Origin of the sequence: Paenibacillus sp. S-12 (genome assembly GCF_030363895.1) — a bacterium.
Lineage (GTDB): Bacteria > Bacillota > Bacilli > Paenibacillales > Paenibacillaceae > Paenibacillus_B > Paenibacillus_B alvei.
On record NZ_JASIUF010000005.1, the window covers coordinates 468086 to 489394 of the forward strand.

Below are 21309 nucleotides of genomic sequence, written 5' to 3' on the forward strand. Positions count from 1 at the left end.
CTTTTTCAAATTCGATAGATCTGGTGCTTGCAACACTGCGCTTTTAGCATTTCGCCCATTTGTGGTAAAATAAATCGAACTGCATGATTGAGGAAAGGTAGAGGTTGAACGAACAAATGAAACCATTTATATACGATCTTACATTTGAACAGCTTCAAGAATGGTTGAAGGAGCAAGGAGAGCCGATATTTCGCGCCGGACAAATTTTTGACTGGCTGTATGTGAAGCGCGTAGACGACTTCCAAGAGATGTCGAACTTGTCCAAGTCGCTTCGTCAGAAGCTTGAGGATAGCTTCCAATTTGTAACACTGAAAGAAATAACGCACATGAAATCGCAGGATGGTACGTATAAATTCCTATTCGGTTTGCACGATGACCATGCGATTGAGACTGTCATTATGAAGCACAGTTACGGGAACAGCATTTGTGTTACGACCCAGGTTGGATGCCGTGTAGGCTGTACCTTTTGTGCCTCTACGCTTGGCGGGTTGAAACGGAACCTAACAGCGGGAGAGATTGTAGCCCAGGTCGTGGCTGCTCAGAAAATTTTGGACGAATCAGAAGAGCGCGTAAGCAGCATCGTTATTATGGGAACGGGGGAACCGTTTGAAAATTATGATGCTACGATGGCATTTCTGCGCATCATGATTCATGAGAAGGGGCTTAACATCGGACAACGTCATATTACGGTGTCTACGAGTGGGATTGTGCCAAGTATTTATCGTTTTGCCGACGAGAATACACAAATCAACTTGGCTATCTCGATCCATGCGCCGAATGATGCACTGCGTTCGAAATTAATGCCAGTTAACCGTAGATTTCCATTCGAGGAAGTGATGAAGGCGCTCAAGCATTATCAAGTGAAGACGGGACGCCGCATTACCTTTGAATATGCGCTTATTGGTGGTGTAAACGACAAGGTGGAGCATGCGGAAGAGCTTGCGGATGTATTGAAACGTATGGAAATGCTCGCACATGTCAACTTGATTCCGGTCAACTATGTGCCAGAGCGGAACTATGTGCGTACCCCGCGCAACGATATTTTTGCATTCCACCGTACGCTTCTGGATCGTGGTATTAATTCGACGATACGTCGGGAGCAGGGGCATGACATTGCCGCAGCATGTGGGCAACTGCGAGCGAAACATATGGAGTCTAATGCGAGGTGATCGAAAATGAGGGCTGTTCAACGTTCTGATGTAGGACGCGTACGAGCGGTAAATGAAGACCGCGCCTTCGTATCCGAGCTGTCGAACGGCTATTACGCAGCGATCGTAGCCGATGGAATGGGCGGACATCAAGCGGGAGATATTGCAAGCCGTCTTGCTGTCGAAACCGTCATATCTGAATTGTCAGCATTGCCGAGTGATTTGGACACTGCCATGCTGGGCAAAGCGCTTGAACAGGCGATTATTCGAGCGAATCACACGATTTTTCATATTGCTTCTCAAGATGAGAAATATCATCATATGGGAACGACGATTGTGGCTGCGCTGTTCGATAAAACGGAATGGAAAGGGTTTATTGGGTATATCGGAGACAGTCGGGCCTATGTGCTTAATCGCAGCGGAATTAAACAGTTGACGGATGATCATACACTCGTTAATGAACTGGTGAAGCGAGGCCAAATTGAGCCACAGGAGGCAGAGCATCATCCACGGCGCAATGTGCTTATTCGTGCGCTTGGGACGGACGAGCAGGTTGAAGTGGATTTGCTGTCCATTGAGCTTCGGGCTGATGAAGTGCTGCTTTTGTGCAGTGACGGGCTGACAAATATGCTGAATGCTGAACAAATATGGGGAGTTGTCATTGATCCTTCGCTTCCTTTGCCGGTGAAGGCGGATCGCCTGCTTGGACAGGCGCTTGATGCCGGAGGAGATGATAATATCACGATAGTTCTTCTGGATCGTATGGAGAACAGCGTCATGGAAGAGGGGGGGAGCTCATGATTGGTACTATACTGTCTGGCCGCTATGAGATCATTACGCGGATTGGCGGCGGTGGAATGGCGCTTGTATACAAGGCACTGGATAATCTGCTGAACCGTTATGTTGCAGTCAAAGTATTGCGCCAGCAGTTCGTTCATGATGAAGAGTTTATTCGCCGCTTCCGCCGGGAGGCGCAGTCAGCAGCTTCCTTATCTCATCCGAATGTGGTCAGCATCTATGATGTTGGGCAGGAGGAGGATACACACTTTATCGTTATGGAGTATGTGGAAGGGCACAATCTGAATGAGATTATTTTGGAACGGGCCCCGCTGCAGGTGGACGAATCGATACGCATTTCTACTCAAATATGTGATGCGCTTGATCACGCTCATCAAAATCATATTATTCACCGTGACATTAAGCCCCATAATATCCTGATCGGCCGGAACGGACGCGTTAAGGTGACGGACTTCGGGATTGCGCGTGCAGTTACTTCATCGACGATTACACAGACCGGCTCTGTGGTTGGTTCTGTTCATTACTTTTCGCCGGAGCATGCAAAGGGCGTGTCAACGGGAGAAAAGTCTGACTTATACTCGCTGGGGATCGTGCTGTATCAGATGCTTACGGGCCAGCTTCCATTCCTCGGGGAGAGTCCGATTAGCGTGGCGCTGAAGCATTTGCAGGAGCCATTCGATGAGCCAAGAGCGGTTAATCCGCATATTCCTCAAAGTGTAGAGAACGTCATTCTGAAATCGATGCGCAAAAATCCTGCTGAACGGTATCAATCCGCAGCGGAAATGATGCGTGATCTGGAAACATGCCTGTTGCCGGAGCGTCTGAATGAGCCTAAAATTACATTCAAGCCGCGGCCCATGTATGATGACGATCAAGAAACCAGGGTTATGCCAGCAATTCGTTCCACTGGGGAGGCGAATAAAAAAGTTCCCCAAGGAAAAAAGGAAACCCTCCCTGAACGCTCGTCTTCTTCTGCTGCAGGAGCAGGCAAGCGCAAATCCTGGGTGAAGCCGGCGATTTGGGCCAGTGTGACTATTGTATTCCTTGCGATTTTAATTGGTGTTGTGTATTACGTGAAAAGTGTGCTTGTGGTCAATGATGTTGCGGTTCCGGATCTTAAGAACAAGACAATAAGTGAAGCGCAGAAAGAGCTAGGAGCTCTTAAGATTGAGATTGAAGATCCGGTTGTTGAGGAATATAAGGAAGGCTTCGAGGCCGGAAAGATTTTTGACCAGAGCAAGCCTCCAGGGGCAATGGTGAAGGAAGGATCCGCCATTCGCTTGTACGTCAGCAAAGGAACCCCGCTTGTTAAGCTTGAAGATTACAAGGGGAAGCCAGTTGACAGTGTTGTGAATCAACTGCATAGTCTTGGCTTCGAGGATTCGCGGATCGAGAAGGATTTGGTGTATGACGACGAGATACAGGAAGGTATGGTCGTCAGCATGTCGCCAAGTCCGGATACAGAGGTCGATCCGAAAACGGCCACAATCAAGCTTGTCGTCAGCAAGGGCAAGGAGCCGTTTGGCATGCCGAACTTGAAAGGTATGACCAAGGAAGCTGCAATTGCCGCAATTGAGGCGAGTGGACTGAAGCTTGCCAAGGACGGTGTGGTGGAAGAGCCTAGCTATGAAGAACAGGGCAAGGTCATCAAGCAGCAGCCGTATGAGCCAAATGATCCGGTGACGAAGGGTGCGGAGGTTCGTATTTATGTCAGCTCTGGCTATCCGCCTGAGGCACTGCAATATACATTCCCATTGACCGTGTATCCTGAGGTGGAAGGCAAGTCGAGTAAAATTCGAATTTACTATACGGATGCCCGCGGCGAGAAAAGGGAATGGGGAACAGAAACGATTACGTCAGCCAAAACGTTCAACGTGGAGCTTATTCTTGCTCCAAATAAGGATGGGGCGGTGTCCTTTGAGCGTAACGGCAAATTTGTTGATGCATATCCTGTGTCTTACACCGATGCGAAGCAGGGAACTGTGCACATTCCGCCACCGCCTGATATTCCGGTTAATACACCGTCTGGAGGAAATCCCGATTCAGGCGGCAGCCAAGGTAATGGCGAGGGGGGCATTGCGCCCCCCGAGAATGGCGGACAGAATGGAGAGGTTGGCGGTGAAGGATCTGGCAACTAACGGTTTATCCTTATACCGTGCAATGAACAGCAGGAACGAGAAGAGCTTGGAGGAACATGTATGCCAAAAGGTTTAATTGTAAAGGCGCTGAGCGGCTTCTATTATGTTCGGCCCGATGAGTCTGCAGACGAAGAGGTCGTTCAGTGCCGTGCCCGCGGCATTTTCAAGAAAAAAGGCGTATCTCCGCTAGTAGGAGATCGCGTTACCTTCTCTATGACGGATAATGGAGAAGGAACGGTGGATCAAATTGAAAAAAGGAAGACGGAGCTTATTCGTCCGCCAATTGCGAATGTAGGACTGGCAGCGCTCGTATTTTCTGTAGCGGAGCCGATATTGAACAGGCAACTGCTGGACAAGTTCCTTGTACATATCGAGCATGCGGGTCTTGATGCAGTTATTGTCCTGACGAAGTGCGATATTATCGATGGGCTGCCGGAGACGGTGCAGCAAGCTGCGCGTCAAGAGATGGAAGAGACGATTCAGCTGTATTCGAATATCGGGTACGACGTTATCTCTACCAGCGCCCGGGGCGGATATGGCTATGGTGAAGTTGAGAGCAAGCTGAATCAAGATATCAGCGTATTTGCAGGCCAGTCTGGTGTCGGCAAGTCATCGCTGCTCAATGCGATGCTGCCTGGCATATCATTGGAAACGAACCAGATCAGTCACCGTCTCGGTCGAGGCAAGCATACGACGCGGCATGTTGAATTGCTTGCGCTGCCTCGCGGCGGATATATTGCGGATACTCCGGGATTTAGCCAGCTCGATTTTTTGGAGCTTGGCGTTGATCAGCTTGGAGATTGCTTCCGTGAGTTCAGAGCGTATGCGGACGGCTGCAAATTCCGCGGCTGCACGCATATTCATGAGCCTGGCTGTCAGGTAAAGACGGCTTTGGAGCAAGGTGATATTGCAAAATCCCGCTATGAGCACTATGTGCTATTTTTCGAGGAAATGAAAGAGAAGAAACGGAGGTACTAACATGACACAGCAGAACGACATCCGAATTGCCCCTTCCATTTTGTCTGCCGACTTTGCGAAGCTCTCGCAGGATATCCGTGACGTAGAGCAAGGCGGCGCCGACTGGATTCACATCGATGCGATGGACGGCCGCTTTGTTCCAAACTTAACGTTCGGTCCGCTCATTGTAGATGCTATCCGTCCGCATACGAAGTTGACATTGGATGCTCACCTCATGATTGTGGAGCCTGAGAAGTATGTTCCCGACTTTGCCAAGGCCGGCGCCGATGTCATTACCGTACATGCGGAAGCTTGCCCGCATCTGCATCGTGTGGTGCATCAAATTAAGGAATGCGGAGCCAAGGCCGGCATTGCTCTGAATCCAGGAACTTCGTTGTCAGCCGTTGAAGAACTGCTCAGCGATGTGGATTTGTTCCTTATTATGACGGTGAATCCAGGGTTCGGTGGACAGAAGTTTATTTCTTCGATGACCGATAAAATCAAGCGTTTGCGTATGAAGCTGAACGAACTCGGCAGACAGGATGTGCATATTGAAGTGGATGGAGGCATATCAACGGCTACAGCCGGTCTGGTTGCGGCAGCAGGAGCAGATGTGCTTGTGGCAGGAAGCGCTGTGTACGGAGCGGAGGATCGCGCTGAAGCGATACGTCTCATTCGTGAAGCAGCCCAGAGAGGTTGACACGGCAACTAGATTGTGAGGAAACATCGCGAGAGGTTTGTCTGGGAGAGCGTGATGCTTCTGAGCGACAAAGGGGAGAAAAGCATGTGGGTAACGGCGCTAATGCTGACGCTGTACAGTTTTGTATGCGGATCGCTGGTAGGACTGTATGCGTTTTTGACATTTCCGGTTAACTTGGTATGCTCGGTAGGAGCGTTGTATCTCGGGTACAGGTTCTTCAAGCGGTACGAAACCAAAGGAGTACGGATTTGGTTTGTATCCTTGTCCGTATTGTTTTACTTCATCTTTTTATTCATGATGTCAGTTGTCACATATATGAAGCAAATGCCTGCGCCTGCTGTTTGAATCCTTCCGAATCGGGCTTGCTCTCCATGCATAGAGCGTATAGGGTCGGCATATAGTGGTTACATGAGCACAGATCTCATGTAACCTTTTTTTCTTATCATGACTGGTCTTTCGGACAGGTCGGCGAATGGAACTGTAGGGTAGATGAGATGACGAGGAGGGTGGAGTATGAAGTTCTATACGTTTAAGCTGCCTAAGTTCTTGGGAGGTTTCGTCAAGGCCATCTTAAATACGTTTCAAAAAAACTGACGTTCCCGGCGGCCATAATGCTGAATCCGTATTTATCATCCACCACCCGAGCGTAATCGCATTAGAGATACAGCGGGAACGGGACAACAGGCTCAGCACAAATATGAACTACGGCGGGTTCTGGCATGAAGCAGAAACGGTTGTTCCGTCCCGTTCGGAGGGCCGACCGTTCTCTGCAAGATGGCATCAATCCGTGTCATCTCATGTAATCATTGCATATATAAAAAAGGGCTCTTCATTGAACGAATAATCAATGAGGAGCCTCCATTGAGATATGAAAAAAAGCACCTGATCGCGTCGAGGTGCTTTTTGTATATCTTTCATGGGATTAGACGCGAGTCACTTTACCTGCTTTCAAAGCGCGTGTGCTCACGTAGACGCGTTTTGGTTTGCCATCTACCAAGATGCGAACCTTTTGAACGTTAACGCCCCAAGTGCGGCGGTTTTTGTTATTCGCGTGCGATACGTGATTACCGGAACCAGGTTTTTTCCCCGTTACATAACATTTGCGAGCCATGCCTTACACCTCCTTATCCCAAAACAACCCTGATACAATTAAATACTCAAATATGATATCATATTCGAAAAAGCCTCGTCAACTGAATCAAAAACTTTGTTTATTTCTGTTTTCTATTATAGTACAATGTTGATTAGTCCATAATACTCACAAAAAGGGGTGGAACAACCATGACCATTCAATTGGATACTGATCTCGGATCTGTGAATATTTCCGAAGGGGTCGTAGCAGTCATCGCCGGATCTGCGGCAATGGAATGTTATGGACTTGTGGGCATGGCCTCGCGCAAGCAGTTGAAGGACGGCATTGCAGAGCTGCTTGGTCGCGAAAATCTGACGCGTGGTGTCGAAGTGCGCCGAGAGCAAGATGCGCTACATATCGATTTATATATTATTGTAAGCTACGGAACGAAAATATCCGAAGTGGCGCACAACATTCAACAGAAAGTGAAATATGTATTGAATGATGTAGCTGGCCTGTCAGTAGAGCAAGTCAACATCTTTGTCCAAGACGTACGCGTATTAAGCTAGGAAGGGGAATATTCGTTGAATATACGTTCTTTAAATGGAACACAATTTGCCAATATGGTGCTAAGTGGTGCAGACAGTTTGAATCGCCACGCAGAGCACGTCAATTCATTAAATGTCTTTCCAGTTCCTGATGGGGACACGGGGACGAACATGAATTTGACGATGACAGCAGGCGTAACTGAGTTGAAAGCGAAGATGTCTGCATCAATTGCCAAATCGGCAGAAGTTTTGTCCAAAGGATTGCTAATGGGTGCCCGGGGTAACTCGGGTGTTATTTTGTCTCAATTGTTCCGTGGCTTTGGCCGTGGAGTCGCTGGTCTGGATGAGGTAAACTCCGTTCAGTTCGCTCATGCGATGCAAAGCGGTGTTGATACTGCTTATAAGGCTGTCGTCAAGCCGGTTGAAGGAACGATATTGACAGTTGCGAAGGAAACGGCTAAGCACGCTGTTCAAATCGCTCGCCGTACTCCAGATTTGACGGAGTTTATGCGGGAGGTAGTAGCGAAGTCCAAGGAAGCACTGGCGAAGACACCGGATATGCTGCCTGTACTGAAGCAGGTAGGCGTTGTTGACTCTGGTGGACAAGGCCTTGTATATATTTATGAAGGATTCCTGAGTGTTCTGGAGTCGGCTGACGGCACGTTCCATGAGACGGCTGCACCTACGACAGTTCATACACCATCCGCAGTGCCAGCACCGAATTTGCATACTTCTGCTCAAGCGAAGCTGCATACGGAAGATATTGAATTCTTGTACGATATGGAGTTCTTCATTGATCGTACGCGCGGTGCATCAAAGCCGTTCGACGAAGACAATTTCAGGAAAGCGCTTGCCAAAAATGGGGATTCGATCATTTTGATTCCAGATGATGAAATCATTAAGGTTCATGTCCATTCCCGCAAGCCAGGCGAAGTATTTGATCTCGCGATGGAATATGGCGAGCTGACACAAATGCACATTTTGAATATGCGTGAGCAGCACCGTGAAATCATACATGGAGAACACGGAGATGTATCCGCTATGCCAGAGATATTCGCGGAAATTCCTGTGCAGGAAATGACAATTGAGGCAACTCCAATTGAACCTCCAGCTGAAGAACTCGCTCCTTATGGCTTCATCGCAGTAGCGATGGGCGATGGGATTCGTGACATTTTCAGCAGCCTTGGCGTAGATGTTGTGTTGTCTGGCGGACAGACAATGAATCCGAGCACACAGGATTTCATTGATGCCATTGAATCGATTTCGGCGCAGCACATTTTCATTCTGCCGAACAATTCCAACATCGTTATGGCTGCGAAGCAGGCTGCGGAGATTGTGGAGCGTGATGTGACGGTTCTCATCAGCAAGACGATTCCGCAAGGAATTGCAGCTGCATTTGCTTTCCAAGAGGACGAAAGCTTAGAAGTGAACCGTTCAGCTATGGAGGATGCTATTGCTCATATTACATCCGGTCAAGTTACGTACGCGGTGCGTGATACGACATTGGACGGTCTGGAGATTAAGGCTGGACACTACATGGGTATTGTCAATGGCAAAATCGTAACAACGACTGAATCGGTTACAGATACCTTGCAGCAGTTGGTAACGAAGATGATGGAGAACAACGGGGAAGTCGTTACGCTTCTTACTGGGGAGGAAGCAAAGGACGAGGATACGGAAGCGCTTGTGGCATGGCTTGGCGAACATTATCCAAATGCTGAGGTAGAAGTGCATCAAGGCGGACAGCCGATCTATTCCTATATCATTTCCGTAGAGTAGGACAATGTGGAGGGGGATTCTGTATGAGTCATATTCGTATCGTAACGGACAGTACAGCGGATATTCCGCAGGATGTGCGTGAACGCTACGGGATCGAGATGGTACCGCTCAAGGTGCATTTTGGCCAAGAGATGTTCAAGGATGCTGTAACGATCAATGCAGAACAGTTCTATAAGAAGCTGGTGCAGGCTGATAAGCTTCCTACAACATCTCAGCCTTCGCCTGTCGAGTTTTTGGATGTATACAAACGATTGAATACAGAATCGGACACCCAAGTTATTTCAATACATTTGTCCTCAGCGCTTAGCGGAACGTATCAATCCGCAGTCCTTGCCAAGAGCATGCTTGAGGAAGAGGCGGATATTACGATTGTCGATTCGAAGTCAGCTTCCTATGGGTTTGGACTGATTGTAGTTGAGGCGGCACGCATGGCTGAAGCAGGGCATTCCAAGGAAGAGATTTTGGCTATGATCGAGCGTTATCAAACAGAGCGCTCTTTATACTTTTTAGTAGATTCATTGGAATTTTTGCATAAGGGAGGGCGTATCGGCAAAGCTGCTGCTATGTTCGGGACGCTGCTTAACATTAAGCCTATCCTATCTGTGGATGGTGCGGGTGAAGTGTATGCGTTGGACAAGGTTCGCGGGCATAAGCGGGCTGTTGCGCGCATTGTTGAACTGCTGGAGCGGGATCATGCAGATCATCCGGTCCATGTCGTGATGGGATATACAAGTGACCAATCCGCAACAGATGACTTGACGGAAGCGATTAAGCAGCGCTTCGATATCCGCTCTTTTTCATACACGGCTATCGGCGCTGTCATCGGAACCCATGTTGGTACGGGCGTAGGCGCTGTATTCATGTGGCCAGCAGATACGGATTCCGTCGAATCTGTGCAATAGGGTAAGTGTGGTGCAATTATGATTGAACTTAAACAATGTCCGGTAACGATGATTAAAGGCGTGAGCGCTTCGAAACAACAAGAGCTTCACGCCTTTGGCATCTCTACCGTTGCTGATTTACTTGATTATTTTCCATACCGTTACGATGATTTTCATTTGCGCTCGCTTAGCGAACTAAAGGATGGAGAGAAAGTAACCGTCGAAGGACGGGTAATGAGCGCTCCCGTTCTGCAGCGCTTCGGACGCAAGTCTCGCTTGTCCTGCAAAGTGATGGTAGAGGATTGGCTAATTACAGCAACATGGTTCAACCGCCATTATTTGCGCGAACAGCTTACGCAAGGGCGGGAGATTGTATTGACTGGGAAATGGGATCAGCGCCGGCTGCAGATGACGGTGTCGACATCTGAATTCTCGGATCGTGGAGAAGGTCGGAAAAACACCTTGCAGCCCGTGTACTCAGTCGGTGGCAAGATTACGCAGGCATGGATGCGCAAAACGATTACGCAAGCGCTTCAACAGTTCGGCGAAGCAATTCCTGAGCTGATGCCGCCGGAATTGATGCGGCGCTATCGACTGATGCCGCGCAAGCAGGCTGTGAGGGCGATGCATATGCCGCAGGATGCAGAGGAAGGTAAGCAGGCGCGAAGACGAATGGTCTACGAGGAATTGCTGCTGTTCCAGCTGAAACTGCACGTATTTCGTGCGGTTACCCGCGAGCGTGCTGACGGGGTTGTTCATGAGGTTGGCAATGCGACGATTCGTGAATTCGTCCGCAGTCTTCCCTTCGAGCTGACAGATGGTCAGAAGAAGGCTGTAACTGATATTTTGCACGATATGAGGGCTCCTACCTGTATGAATCGACTGCTGCAGGGAGATGTCGGTTCCGGTAAGACGGTTGTGGCCGCTGTTGCCTTGTATGCTACTGTACGTGCAGGCTACCAAGGGGCTCTTATGGTGCCTACGGAAATATTGGCAGAGCAGCATATGCGATCCTTGACGAAGCTGTTCGAGCCGCACGGCATTGAGGTCGGGCTGCTGACAGGAAGCTTGTCCGGACGGAAGCGCAAAGATTTGCTCGCATCGCTGCAGATGGGCATGGTCGACATTATGGTCGGGACACATGCGCTCATTCAGGATGACGTGCATTACCGGAAACTTGGTCTTGTTGTTACGGATGAACAGCATCGGTTCGGTGTCAACCAGCGCAGCATATTGCGCCGCAAGGGGATGAACCCAGACGTGCTGCTCATGACCGCGACGCCAATCCCTCGTACGCTGGCGATTACCGCTTTTGGCGATATGGATGTGTCCTCTATTCGTGAGCGGCCTGCTGGGCGCAAGGCGATTAAGTCGTACTGGGTGAAGCATGATATGCTCGACCGTGTCCTTGGCTTTATCCGCCGCGAGGTGGATGCTGGACGACAGGCTTATATCATCTGCCCGCTCATTGAGGAATCGGACAAGCTGGATGTACAGAATGCAATCGATGTACATGTACAGATGCAACAGGCGTTTCCAGATTTGAAGGTTGGGCTGCTGCATGGACGCATGACGCCTTCAGAAAAGGATGAGGTCATGCGCACGTTCAGTACGGGAGACACCCATGTACTCGTCTCGACGACGGTGATTGAGGTTGGTGTTGACGTACCGAATGCAACGCTTATGATCGTCATGGATGCGGAGCGCTTCGGCTTGTCGCAGCTCCACCAGTTGCGTGGACGTGTTGGACGAGGCGAGCATCAGTCCTACTGCGTGCTGATCGCGGATCCAAAGTCGGAGATTGGCCAAGAGCGTATGCGCATTATGACGGAAACGGATGACGGCTTCGAGCTGTCCGAACGTGATTTGGAGCTCCGTGGTCCTGGTGACTTTTTCGGAACGAAGCAGAGCGGTATGCCTGACTTTAAGGTGGCAGATATGTCAAGTGACTTTGCCGTACTGGAGCAGGCGCGAGATGATGCAGCGGAGCTTATCCGCTCTGAGGCGTATTGGACATCACTAGAATATGCGTCGCTCCGGGATGCTGCCCAGCAGGAGCAGTTGTTCCAAGGGGAACTTCTGGACTAACGTTGACTGCTTTCAGCAGTATTCAGGCAGTTCGGATGAAATCGGGCGGATAGTAGACAAGCGGGTAAGCATATATTGGAACAGGTTCCCATGTTTTCTACGGGATATGTTCTGGAGGTGCTGTCCGTATGAGTTATGTGAAATATGGTATTAGTCCACAGCTCGTGGAGCGAATAAAGCTGAAGTTGAAAAATCCAGCAACGAAAGATCGCGTAAAAAAGGCTGTCGAGGGCCTTACCAAGGCGGATCTTCAAAATCGCGCCACGATCAAGCGTCTCATGAAACAAATTGCGAAAGCGCTGAATGAGCCGCTCACGAGCCAGCAGGAGGAGCAGTTCACCGATTTCATTCTTGCGCAAAAAATCGATCCGAACAATACGTTCCATTTATTGAAGCTGTGGGGGATGTTCCGCTAATATTAGCTATGCCTTAGGATGCCTAGGTATGCTAAATACACGAGGAAGTCCAGTTCTCTTGGGAGAGCTGGGCTTTTTGCGTGTTCGCGCGGGAAATAGGGCGGCTCGTATGGTTTTAGTTCGATTCCCGACATTATAGGCCTAGATATACCTTCTTATTTCCTGCTTTTTTCAACAATATGGATCACGATTGAGGTCGCATTGTTGACGAATTCGGAACAATTTTCAATTTTTACGATCCAAGTACTCAAAATATGCTTAGATAGTAATAAAGGTTAGCATTCATTCTTTCATTATCTAATACATGGAGGCGAATCAACATGAAGAAGATTAAAATAGGTACAGCGTTATTGGCTGCCATGCTGCTGGCTGTATCACTCGCTGGCTGCGGTTCAGGCAAGGGAACTGGTGCAGAATCAGGGACAGCTGCGTCCTCGGATGGGGCAAGCACGGTAACGATTAATGCAACGAATTATAAATTTGAGCCTGGAACGATCAAGGTTAAGAAAGGCGACAAGGTAAAGCTGACACTCAATAATAAGCAGGGCCTACACGGCTTAAAGCTGGATGGTTACAATGTAGAATTGCAGCAGGATGGCGCAAGCGCGGAATTCACCGCAGATAAGGCTGGTACATTTGAATTTCAATGCTCGATTATGTGCGGTTCAGGCCATGATGGTATGAAGGGCGAACTCGTTGTAGAAGAGTAGCGTCAGCGATGAATAAGACGGATCGGATGATGGCGATTGTGCTGGAACTGCAGCGCAGAGGGACAATGCGAGCAGAGGATCTGGCGTCTGTTTTTGAAACGAGTGTGCGTACGATTTATCGTGATATTCAGGCGCTTAGTGAGGCAGGAGTTGCAATCATCGGAGCGCCTGGCCAGGGCTATTCGCTGATGGAAGGCTACTTCCTGCCGCCTGTTCATTTTACGCCGGAAGAGGCGGAGTCGCTTCTGCTTGGGGTAGATTACATCGAGCGGCAGTTCGGCAGAACCCATGATGCCACGATTCAGTCCATTCGGCGCAAGCTTATTTCTGTTATGCCAGCGTCCGTGCAGCAGGATGCGGATCGGATGCGCTCCTCCTTGAAAATGATTGCTGATGAAGCGCATACAGAAGGGCTGGCCGTGCTTCGTCGTGCTGTTCTGGAGGAGCGGAGGGTATGCTTCCGATATGTGAAGCCAGTTCGCGGGGAAGACGGCGAGAGAGAGCATGTTCGAAAGGTCGATCCTTATGGCATTGTGCATGTCAAAGGAAACTGGGCGATGGTTGCATATTGCCATCTCAGGCAAGAGCTGAGGCATTTTAGACTTAGCCGCATCAAGGAGTTGGAACTACTGGACGAACCATTTGTCCGTCCTTCAGACTTTTGCTTGCAATCCTATACGCCTTCCGATGATCGTTCGATGATCGTTCGTGTTCTTCTGCGCGCTGCGGCAGCCGACAAGGTCAAGGAGCAGGGCTATTATTACGTGGAAGTTATGGAGGATCACCCGGAAGGGGCACTTGTGACGCTGCGGGTACGACGACCTGAGGAGGTGCTTGGCTGGATTATGGGCTGGGGCACATTAGCGGAGGTACTGGAGCCGGAATCGCTGGCAGAGCTCGTTTATCTCGAGGCAAAAAAAATAGTGCAGCAATATAAACGCTACTGACATACTGTTGTCAGTAGCGTTTGCGTATAGTTGGGATATATTCGTTTGAAGGGAGTTTTACTTATGACCAATATGAACCCACGTCAATCGCTGCTGCGTGTAGAGGAATCCGTAAAGCAGATTGTGCAAGAGCTCGAACGCTACAGCATGGAGCAGATTACACATAAGCCTAGCGAAGAGGAATGGTCGCTTGGGCAAGTATATATGCATTTGATCCGTTCCGCTCTCTACATGCAGCTTCGTCAGATCGAGGTATGCCGTGACATGATTGTAGATGGCGGCAGCCAGCAGGAGAAGTCTGAACAAGGGGAGCTTGTCTTTGCTGCGGGAAGCATTCCTCCCATTCGGATAAAGGTGCCGGCATCGCCGGAATATACGCCGCCACAGCCTGCAAGCAAGGAAGAAATCGTGAAAGGGATGCAGGCCGTATTGCAGCGAATGGAGGAGCTTGCGTCAGCTGTTGCATCGATTCCGGAACAGAACAAGACGATGCATCCGGGATTCGGCTACTTGAGTGCGAAGGAATGGTATATGCTCGTGGATATGCATTTCCGTCATCATATGCTGCAGCGTGAGCGTCTAGCGGAATTTCTTCAGGAGACCGAGTCAGCCATGTAATTGTTTAGGACGCCTAGCGTTCGCTTCGCAGCTGTATTAAATAATCTTGGGTGCGAGATATGGCGAACCGTGATAGGTTGTCATCGTTCAAATCATGTAGGGGAGACGCTGTCGTGCGTCTCTCCTTTTTGCTCCTGTAAGCTTGCACGTTCAATGCAGGATGGGTCATCCACTCGTGTGTTCCCTACCTTGGCACTGACAGGGTAAGCTTCCATCAGCTCCGACGGATATGGAAGGAGTACAGACTGGAGCTTCCCCGTGTCAGTCATGCGGCGATCCAGCCAGAATGACAGCTGCTCCTCAGGCAAAATAACAGGCATTCGATCATGGATTGGCTCCATCAGTTCATTCGGTGTCGTGGTAATGATCGTACATGTACTAACCTTGTCTCCATTGGCATTCACCCACGTGTCATACAAGCCTGCCATATTGAATATGCCGCCGTCTGTCCGTCTAATGCGCATTGGCTGCTTGGTTCCGTCCGGATTGCGCTTCCACTCGTAGAAGCTGTCTGCGGGTATGATGCACCGTTTTCGCTGGAAGGGGAGCCGAAAGGCAGGTTTGTCCCGTAATGTTTCAGCACGCGCATTAATCGTGCGCCCAGCGAATTTCTCATCCTTTGCCCAAGAAGGAATGAGCCCCCACTTGAGCGGTCCAAGCCGAAGCTTCGCACCATCATGAATAAGCGCCGGAACCTGCTGGCTTGGCGCGATATTATAGCGTGGCTCATGAAAGGGCACGAGAGCACCTGGGTCGAGCAAGTAATGTGCCATTAGCTGTTCAATGGTAACGGTTAATGTATATCGGCCACACATATTCCTGTACTCCTTCCTTTTCAGGTCTATCCTATAGTGAGTTTATCATATCACAATCGCCTGCCTTCCGCGTGAAGTGGAGAGGCATACCATTCTATATTGGCCCGCATTCGACGCTGTTAGAATGGAATTTTCAAAATATCCCTGCGGCCTGTCCAATAGTGAAAAAGCATGGTATCACAACAGCGGAGCGGCTGGGCGAGGCGATAGGAAAATGCCTGGATCTCATTGTTGTTCAGCCCCACATGGAGGGGTACATTCGCGTATCGCTGCAAATTACGGAAATATTTCAGCGATATACGGATTTGGTGAGCCGTACAGTATTGTGATGAACAGCATCTGGATGTGACGGGGAGTTGGTAACTCTTCGGTAAACCGCTGAAGCTTGCGCATCTGCAGCGAAACAACAATGTCCGATGACCGATGATAGAGGGAAGTTCTAGGTGTCATATTGGAAGTTACTGTAGATTCTCTCGTTTTCATCAACAAGTTTGACAAAAGGTAACTAGTTACATATAATATATGTAACTAGTTACCTTTATTTTGAAAGATCGGAGGTATTTAATATTGAATGACATAGAGAAAAAGGCTTACATCTTTGGTGGTATTCTTACATTAGCCAACCGATTACAAGCTCTTGGTGACAAATTGGATGAGAATGTAACGCTTAAGCAGTGGTTGTTGATAGCTGTCATTTTAAAGTCGGGACGATCATCTCCGACAATAAGTGAGGTGGCTAAATTGGTTGGGAATTCTAGGCAAAACGTCAAGAAAATGGCCGGTTTACTTGAGAAACAGGGCTTTGTTTCCCTTATAAAAGATGATCAAGACGCTAGAATCTTTAGAATTCACCTTACACCCGAATGTTTCACTTATTTCCAGGCTCGAAGCGAAAAAGAGATGCAGTTTCTGAATGCTCTGTTTGACGAACTTGATGAAAATTTGACCAATGGGTTGTATGAAGGAGTCATTCATTTAGCTAACAATGTAAACAGAATGGAGAATGCTCATGAAGTCGAGGAAAAGGGGTAAAAAAACAATGTGGATAATCGTTTCGATCCTTGGCATTATTATAATCGGTATCATTGTATTTTTTAATGTGCCTTATTCCAAAACCAATACAGAGTTTATTCAATCCGCAACAGAACAAATCAATATTTCTAATGTCATTAATGATATCTTTACATTCGATGATATTAAAGAATTGCCGTATCCGGTAAGGAAATATTTTGAATATAGTGGATACATTGGCATTCCTAAAATGTCTTATATGAAGGTAGCCTTTAAAGAAGTTAATTTTATTATGTCACCCGACAAGCCACCATTAAAAATCGACTACACTCAATATAACTTTGTACGCGAGCCTATAAGATTTGCCTATATTGACACGTCAATGTATGGAATACCATTTCAAGGGTTCGATTCTTATATTGATGGTGAAGGTAGTATGAAAGGAGTTCTAGCTAAAGTCATTACGCTGTTTAATCACAAAGGTAAAGAAATGAATAAAGCTTGTCTAGTAACCTTTCTTTCAGAATCTCTTATCATGCCTAATGCTGCTTTACAGCATTATATGACCTGGGAGACAGTTGATGATACCCATGCAAAAGCGACGATATCGTACAATGATATATCAGCAAGCGGGATATTTACTTTCAGTGAGAAGGGGGAGCTTCTTTCTTTTACAACAGAAGATAGATACGTTATATCTACCGATGGAACAATTCAGCAAGTAAGATGGTCGGCCATATTTAAGGACTACAAGACAATTGGCGGTATCAAACAACCAACCCAACTTCAGGCTGTTTGGAATTACGATCATGGAGATCTTATTTATTTTGACGGTGCTTGTTTTACTGTTGAATATGAATAGAAATAGGTGTTTCTTTATTCATCCTTATATTGATGGGATTTAATGACTTTGACCCGTTACGTCTCCTATCGTTCCGAGACGCTTGTTTTTTGCAAAGCTGGTAATTAACTCTCCTAATGAGAGGAATGCGGCCTCTTTTGGCATTAGTCCGCAAGCTTGCTAAAGAAGGGCTGGTATAATTGGATACCAAAGGTATTTTGGTGGAGCATTAACTCGACGTCGGCTACGCTTCACAAAAAAACTGCCCCGCTGAATTTACTGACGATCCCAAATAACATGGCTAAAGCACCCACATATGTGAGTGCTTTTTATTACTCACAGTCATACTAAAAATGAGATATCAGATTAGTTCTTTCGCCTGAAGTTTAGCTAATTGTTCATGAGTTATATAACGTGGAAGATCGTTACTTGGATCGAAATTTTCCTCGTCAATAAACACAACAAAATGATCAGTAACAGGTAAGACTTTATCCCACTTCCTTCTATTTAGTCTATAGGCAACTTCCTGCCATATAGCTAATCCTTCTCCCCACCAATTATGATGTTGCAATGTAGAATAGGTAGGTTCATCAGAAACATTAGAATGTAGCTCCCAATAGTTCATTAACAGAGAAAATTTCCGAATTAGATCCTCATTTTCAAGCCCTTCGTCATAGTCTGAATGGTATCCTATATACCAAAGTGTTTCTAGATCTTCTCCATCAGCTAGTTGTTCTTCACGAATATAGTCCATCCCAGCAATAAACGTTGGATTAACTACAGCTTGAGTTTCTTGATGTAGCCAAATTGCTAAAAAACAAAGCTTACTTTCACCTATACACTTACCTAAACGTTGTAAAGCCGCTTCACATTCACTATATAGTTCTTCAATGACAGTACTACGTAATGAGGTTACTTCCTCTACCGACATTTCCAGGTAAATGATTTCTTCGTCATCTAATTTTGTGATTTTCTTAAGCTCACCTGTCTCTTTATATTCCAAGCTATATGTAGTAATATTTTTAGGTTCATATTTTTCTAATTCAATGGTAGTTAATTGGTTTCCTGAGTAGCGATAGTATTCTTTAAAAGACCATATATGCCATAAGTCAATACCATTTCGTACAACGAATTCCGTGTACTCGATAGGACGTCCTTCTTCAAGTATAATCACCTCAATGGAATTCACCCTACCATCCAAAAATGTTCGGTTTATGATACGCTCACCACTCCTTTCAATACACTCTTCCCAATATCCTACTTTCATATAAATCAACTGATTATTGCAATCAAATCCGTAATTAAACCCATCGCTATTACTAGTAGGTATCCCTTTTGGTTCAATGTTACGCTCAAACCAATATGGTGCTAAATGATAATATGAGGAACCTTCATAATACTCCCAACGTGTAACCCGCGATCTTGCCTCTTGCAAATAAGTATCTTTATTCCTTAAAGCATCATCACAAAGATCGCTAAATACCTGTTTGTTCATATGTGTCTCTCCCAAAAGTTGATAATATTATTAGTCTTTACAAACAGAGTAGCTCCAAGATGTTCGAACCCGCAAATAAAGTGAAGCATTTCTCTTCTTGCTCACCTTTAGACCAATATCCTTAACGTAGTCTTAATGCTTAAGGTTTAGATTGGCTGTATTCTTTTATGAAGTTTGCATCAACTACTTCATTCATTATACGGGACATAATATTACTATGAAATAATTACGCCCACATTGCCATATGCTCCTGCTCTTCCTGTCGCTCTGCTCTTCAATGCTTGCAAACAGCACCTTTACCTTTATCTTGTAAATTGGCTTTGTGTTTTGCCTTGCATTCTGTAGTTGACCATATGCATCGTCATCATCGATTCAAAAGCCACAATGTATTCGATAACTAAGGGTGAGGTTTCATAGATCCAAAAAATTCATTTGTATAGGGAATGTATGTTCGGTATATAATGAGAATATACGTTCTTGTTTTGTGATTGTGTATGTAACATGATTTATAAATATTGGAGGGCTTTATGTGAGTCAAAGAAGGGAAAGGGTAGTATTTTTAGCCGATTGCGAAAGCTTTTATGCAAGTGTAGAAAAAGCAGATCATCCAGAATATAAAAATAAAGCAGTAGCAGTAGCTGGTGACCCTACACGTCGTTCAGGGATTATTCTGGCCGCGTGCCCGATTGCGAAAAGTTTTGGCGTGACGACAGCCGAACGGTTAGGTGAAGCCCTTAAGAAATGCCCGGATCTCGTCATTATGCGTCCTCGTATGCAGCATTACATCGATGTTTCTTTGATGATTACTCAGATTTATGAGGAGTTTACGGATTTAGTTGAAGTGTTTAGTATTGACGAACAATTTTTAGATGTGACGGCGAGCCAATCAATTTTCGGGGATCCGATTACCATTGCAAAGGAAATCCAAAAACGAGTAATGCTCCAGACAGGAGTGCGGATTCGAATAGGAATCAGCACCAATAAAATATTAGCTAAAACTGCAACAGACATCTGGGCAAAAAAAAATAAAAGCGGTATTTTTACCTTGCATCCATCTGATGTTCCCGTCGTGCTGTGGAAAGAACCTGTTCATAAAATGTTCGGTGTTGGATCCCGGATGTGCAGGCATTTTGCGAAATTAGGGATAGTTACGATTGGGGACATTGCGAGAACTCCATTGCCACAGCTTAAGGATAAATTTCGAGCTCGTTTCGGCAAGCAGTCGGATATTCATGCCGAGGTGATGTGGCGAACGGCGAACGGGTTGGATGATAGTCTGGTGACACCAGGGACATTTCAAACTCCTCCAAAATCTATTGGTCATATGATGACTTTGCCCCGAGATTATACGGATTCTGCAGAGATCGATACAATATTGTTAGAGTTGACGGAGGAAGTCTGCCGAGATTGTCGGACGAAAGGGTATATGGGCTGGGTTACAACCGTAAGCTGTATGTGCAGTCCGTACGATGCTCCTACAGGATTCTCACGCCAGATGAAAATGCCGGACCCGACGAATAATACAAATAAAGTATTTGAGATGGTAAAGAGAATTTTTTATCAATATTGGGATCGGATGCCCGTACGTCGTGTGGGTGTTATGTTAAGCACATTGGAAGATGACCAGCATTATCAACTAACGCTTTTTGAAGATCAAGAGAGAGCTAGGGCGCTGGATAAGGTGACTGATACGATTAAGGATCGATATGGAAATGCGGCAATTATCAGAGCTTCTTCCCTTACCCACGCAGGTCAAGCACTAGAGAGATCCCTGAAAATCGGGGGGCATTATAAATGAGTAAAAAACTCGAGAAGAATGGTCTTTGGGAGTCCAGCCGGATGATGTTGCCGCAACATCGGGAAGCTTTGTTGAGTAGGCATCGTGACGCGCCAAGTGGGACATCAAACCAGCCAAAGAGAGAAGATATTGAATTAATGCGCGATTATATTCTACTTTCGGTAATGTATACAATGGTAACTAAAAAAATTCACGAAATGGGGGTATCCTCTGAGACGTTAAAATCCCTTTATACCAAGGCAGCTCAAATCCTCGCGAATAATATTTCTGCCGACCTGTCCAAAAGAAGACAAGAGATGTTGAAAAAAGAAATTCGTATTGTAGATGAAGAGAAGCACGATAGTACAATGATATTACACTATGCTTACCGTAACTCTGAGGATAGTTTTATTATAACAAAAGAGTACATGAGGATGGAAATAAGCAGAAGGTTAGCTCGATACACGGACAGACTTATCACAAAATTAAGTAACTTATCAAGGTCAAAATAGTAAGTCATTAATAAGTCTAAGCCTGCTGTTTGGTAGACAGAATTAAAAAGACATCTGC

General features: G+C 46.7%; 23 protein-coding genes. 20 read left to right on the top strand and 3 right to left on the bottom strand.

All coding sequences use genetic code 11. From position 1 onward, the window contains the following. Positions 1-116: 116 nt before the first annotated feature. The 7 genes from rlmN to spoVM all read left to right on the top strand — a co-directional run bounded on the left by rlmN (position 117) and on the right by spoVM (position 6335). Positions 117-1169, top strand: coding sequence for a dual-specificity RNA methyltransferase RlmN (gene rlmN / locus NO352_RS04925; protein WP_262867013.1), 1053 nt, complete (start codon positions 117-119; stop codon positions 1167-1169). Positions 1170-1175: 6 nt separating this feature from the next. Beyond that, positions 1176-1949, top strand: a complete 774-nt coding sequence (locus tag NO352_RS04930) for a Stp1/IreP family PP2C-type Ser/Thr phosphatase (RefSeq protein WP_163975638.1) — start codon at positions 1176-1178, stop codon at positions 1947-1949. After that, on the top strand, positions 1946-4084 hold the full coding sequence (pknB, locus tag NO352_RS04935) for a Stk1 family PASTA domain-containing Ser/Thr kinase (protein WP_262867014.1): 2139 nt from the start codon (positions 1946-1948) through the stop codon (positions 4082-4084). The genes NO352_RS04930 and pknB overlap by 4 nt, the downstream gene beginning before the upstream one ends. A gap of 60 nt (positions 4085-4144) precedes the next feature. Then, positions 4145-5062: a ribosome small subunit-dependent GTPase A gene (rsgA, locus tag NO352_RS04940; RefSeq protein WP_268622618.1), complete on the top strand. Its 918-nt coding sequence runs from the start codon at positions 4145-4147 to the stop codon at positions 5060-5062. 1 nt (position 5063) lies between these two features. After that, the gene (gene rpe / locus NO352_RS04945; protein WP_289355014.1) at positions 5064-5741 is read left to right on the top strand and encodes a ribulose-phosphate 3-epimerase; all 678 of its coding nucleotides are present in this window, start codon (positions 5064-5066) and stop codon (positions 5739-5741) included. 54 nt (positions 5742-5795) lie between these two features. After that, positions 5796-6086: a hypothetical protein gene (locus tag NO352_RS04950; RefSeq protein WP_268641053.1), complete on the top strand. Its 291-nt coding sequence runs from the start codon at positions 5796-5798 to the stop codon at positions 6084-6086. 168 nt (positions 6087-6254) lie between these two features. Then, the gene (gene spoVM, locus NO352_RS04955) at positions 6255-6335 is read left to right on the top strand and encodes a stage V sporulation protein SpoVM (RefSeq protein WP_019424875.1); all 81 of its coding nucleotides are present in this window, start codon (positions 6255-6257) and stop codon (positions 6333-6335) included. A gap of 328 nt (positions 6336-6663) precedes the next feature. Here spoVM and rpmB read toward each other — a convergent pair whose 3' ends face one another. Continuing rightward, on the bottom strand, positions 6664-6852 hold the full coding sequence (gene rpmB / locus NO352_RS04960; protein WP_005548278.1) for a 50S ribosomal protein L28: 189 nt from the start codon (positions 6850-6852) through the stop codon (positions 6664-6666). A 170-nt stretch (positions 6853-7022) separates the two neighbouring features. Here rpmB and NO352_RS04965 point away from each other — a divergent pair, with 170 nt between their 5' ends. The 8 genes from NO352_RS04965 (at position 7023) to NO352_RS05000 (ending at position 14800) form a co-directional block, all read left to right on the top strand. Next, the gene (locus NO352_RS04965; RefSeq protein WP_005548280.1) at positions 7023-7382 is read left to right on the top strand and encodes an Asp23/Gls24 family envelope stress response protein; all 360 of its coding nucleotides are present in this window, start codon (positions 7023-7025) and stop codon (positions 7380-7382) included. Between the two features lie 54 nt (positions 7383-7436). Continuing rightward, positions 7437-9140 carry a DAK2 domain-containing protein gene (locus NO352_RS04970; RefSeq protein ID WP_005548282.1) on the top strand — a complete coding sequence of 568 codons (1704 nt, stop codon included), beginning with the start codon at positions 7437-7439 and terminating at the stop codon, positions 9138-9140. Between the two features lie 23 nt (positions 9141-9163). Then, on the top strand, positions 9164-10042 hold the full coding sequence (locus tag NO352_RS04975; protein WP_289355015.1) for a DegV family protein: 879 nt from the start codon (positions 9164-9166) through the stop codon (positions 10040-10042). A gap of 18 nt (positions 10043-10060) precedes the next feature. Beyond that, on the top strand, positions 10061-12109 hold the full coding sequence (gene recG, locus NO352_RS04980; protein WP_005548286.1) for an ATP-dependent DNA helicase RecG: 2049 nt from the start codon (positions 10061-10063) through the stop codon (positions 12107-12109). Between the two features lie 128 nt (positions 12110-12237). Continuing rightward, positions 12238-12525, top strand: coding sequence for a stage VI sporulation protein F (locus tag NO352_RS04985; RefSeq protein ID WP_005548288.1), 288 nt, complete (start codon positions 12238-12240; stop codon positions 12523-12525). A 320-nt stretch (positions 12526-12845) separates the two neighbouring features. Then, on the top strand, positions 12846-13235 hold the full coding sequence (locus NO352_RS04990; RefSeq protein WP_005548290.1) for a cupredoxin domain-containing protein: 390 nt from the start codon (positions 12846-12848) through the stop codon (positions 13233-13235). An 8-nt stretch (positions 13236-13243) separates the two neighbouring features. Further along, the gene (locus tag NO352_RS04995) at positions 13244-14182 is read left to right on the top strand and encodes a helix-turn-helix transcriptional regulator (protein WP_005548292.1); all 939 of its coding nucleotides are present in this window, start codon (positions 13244-13246) and stop codon (positions 14180-14182) included. Positions 14183-14245: 63 nt separating this feature from the next. Continuing rightward, on the top strand, positions 14246-14800 hold the full coding sequence (locus tag NO352_RS05000) for a DinB family protein (protein WP_005548294.1): 555 nt from the start codon (positions 14246-14248) through the stop codon (positions 14798-14800). 92 nt (positions 14801-14892) lie between these two features. Here the strand turns inward: NO352_RS05000 and NO352_RS05005 are convergent, their stop codons facing one another. Next, positions 14893-15615, bottom strand: a complete 723-nt coding sequence (locus NO352_RS05005) for an SOS response-associated peptidase (RefSeq protein ID WP_163975623.1) — start codon at positions 15613-15615, stop codon at positions 14893-14895. On the opposite strand from NO352_RS05005, the gene NO352_RS25035 reads away from it, so the two are divergent. The 3 genes from NO352_RS25035 to NO352_RS05020 all read left to right on the top strand — a co-directional run bounded on the left by NO352_RS25035 (position 15597) and on the right by NO352_RS05020 (position 17488). After that, the gene (locus NO352_RS25035; protein ID WP_483311811.1) at positions 15597-15944 is read left to right on the top strand and encodes a Y-family DNA polymerase; all 348 of its coding nucleotides are present in this window, start codon (positions 15597-15599) and stop codon (positions 15942-15944) included. The genes NO352_RS05005 and NO352_RS25035 overlap by 19 nt on opposite strands. Positions 15945-16182: 238 nt before the next feature. Beyond that, complete coding sequence (locus tag NO352_RS05015) at positions 16183-16647, top strand: MarR family winged helix-turn-helix transcriptional regulator (RefSeq protein WP_268599643.1); 465 nt, start codon at positions 16183-16185, stop codon at positions 16645-16647. Positions 16648-16654: 7 nt separating this feature from the next. Beyond that, positions 16655-17488, top strand: a complete 834-nt coding sequence (locus tag NO352_RS05020) for a DUF6544 family protein (RefSeq protein WP_268599644.1) — start codon at positions 16655-16657, stop codon at positions 17486-17488. 340 nt (positions 17489-17828) lie between these two features. On the opposite strand, the gene NO352_RS05025 is transcribed toward NO352_RS05020, so the two are convergent. Next, a complete protein-coding gene (locus tag NO352_RS05025) occupies positions 17829-18962 on the bottom strand; it encodes a hypothetical protein (protein ID WP_289355016.1) in 1134 nt (377 codons plus the stop codon). Positions 18963-19491: 529 nt separating this feature from the next. Between NO352_RS05025 and NO352_RS05030 the strand changes: the two genes are divergently transcribed. Both NO352_RS05030 and NO352_RS05035 read left to right on the top strand, forming a co-directional pair. Beyond that, positions 19492-20760, top strand: coding sequence for a DNA polymerase IV (locus NO352_RS05030; RefSeq protein WP_163975616.1), 1269 nt, complete (start codon positions 19492-19494; stop codon positions 20758-20760). Then, the gene (locus NO352_RS05035; protein WP_268599647.1) at positions 20757-21251 is read left to right on the top strand and encodes a YhjD family protein; all 495 of its coding nucleotides are present in this window, start codon (positions 20757-20759) and stop codon (positions 21249-21251) included. The genes NO352_RS05030 and NO352_RS05035 overlap by 4 nt, the downstream gene beginning before the upstream one ends. Positions 21252-21309: the final 58 nt, after the last annotated feature.

Coding starts and splice junctions, on each gene's coding strand:
- NO352_RS05020 (WP_268599644.1), top strand. CDS start 16,655: ATGTGGATAATCGTTTCGATCCTTGGCATTATTATAATCGGTATCATT.
- rlmN (WP_262867013.1), top strand. CDS start 117: ATGAAACCATTTATATACGATCTTACATTTGAACAGCTTCAAGAATGG.
- spoVM (WP_019424875.1), top strand. CDS start 6,255: ATGAAGTTCTATACGTTTAAGCTGCCTAAGTTCTTGGGAGGTTTCGTC.
- NO352_RS05025 (WP_289355016.1), bottom strand. CDS start 18,962: ATGAACAAACAGGTATTTAGCGATCTTTGTGATGATGCTTTAAGGAAT.
- NO352_RS04985 (WP_005548288.1), top strand. CDS start 12,238: ATGAGTTATGTGAAATATGGTATTAGTCCACAGCTCGTGGAGCGAATA.
- rpmB (WP_005548278.1), bottom strand. CDS start 6,852: ATGGCTCGCAAATGTTATGTAACGGGGAAAAAACCTGGTTCCGGTAAT.
- NO352_RS05005 (WP_163975623.1), bottom strand. CDS start 15,615: ATGTGTGGCCGATATACATTAACCGTTACCATTGAACAGCTAATGGCA.
- rsgA (WP_268622618.1), top strand. CDS start 4,145: ATGCCAAAAGGTTTAATTGTAAAGGCGCTGAGCGGCTTCTATTATGTT.
- pknB (WP_262867014.1), top strand. CDS start 1,946: ATGATTGGTACTATACTGTCTGGCCGCTATGAGATCATTACGCGGATT.
- NO352_RS05000 (WP_005548294.1), top strand. CDS start 14,246: ATGACCAATATGAACCCACGTCAATCGCTGCTGCGTGTAGAGGAATCC.
- recG (WP_005548286.1), top strand. CDS start 10,061: ATGATTGAACTTAAACAATGTCCGGTAACGATGATTAAAGGCGTGAGC.
- NO352_RS04950 (WP_268641053.1), top strand. CDS start 5,796: ATGCTTCTGAGCGACAAAGGGGAGAAAAGCATGTGGGTAACGGCGCTA.
- rpe (WP_289355014.1), top strand. CDS start 5,064: ATGACACAGCAGAACGACATCCGAATTGCCCCTTCCATTTTGTCTGCC.
- NO352_RS25035 (WP_483311811.1), top strand. CDS start 15,597: ATGTATATCGGCCACACATATTCCTGTACTCCTTCCTTTTCAGGTCTA.
- NO352_RS04970 (WP_005548282.1), top strand. CDS start 7,437: ATGGTGCTAAGTGGTGCAGACAGTTTGAATCGCCACGCAGAGCACGTC.
- NO352_RS04995 (WP_005548292.1), top strand. CDS start 13,244: ATGAATAAGACGGATCGGATGATGGCGATTGTGCTGGAACTGCAGCGC.
- NO352_RS04930 (WP_163975638.1), top strand. CDS start 1,176: ATGAGGGCTGTTCAACGTTCTGATGTAGGACGCGTACGAGCGGTAAAT.
- NO352_RS05035 (WP_268599647.1), top strand. CDS start 20,757: ATGAGTAAAAAACTCGAGAAGAATGGTCTTTGGGAGTCCAGCCGGATG.
- NO352_RS04965 (WP_005548280.1), top strand. CDS start 7,023: ATGACCATTCAATTGGATACTGATCTCGGATCTGTGAATATTTCCGAA.
- NO352_RS04990 (WP_005548290.1), top strand. CDS start 12,846: ATGAAGAAGATTAAAATAGGTACAGCGTTATTGGCTGCCATGCTGCTG.
- NO352_RS04975 (WP_289355015.1), top strand. CDS start 9,164: ATGAGTCATATTCGTATCGTAACGGACAGTACAGCGGATATTCCGCAG.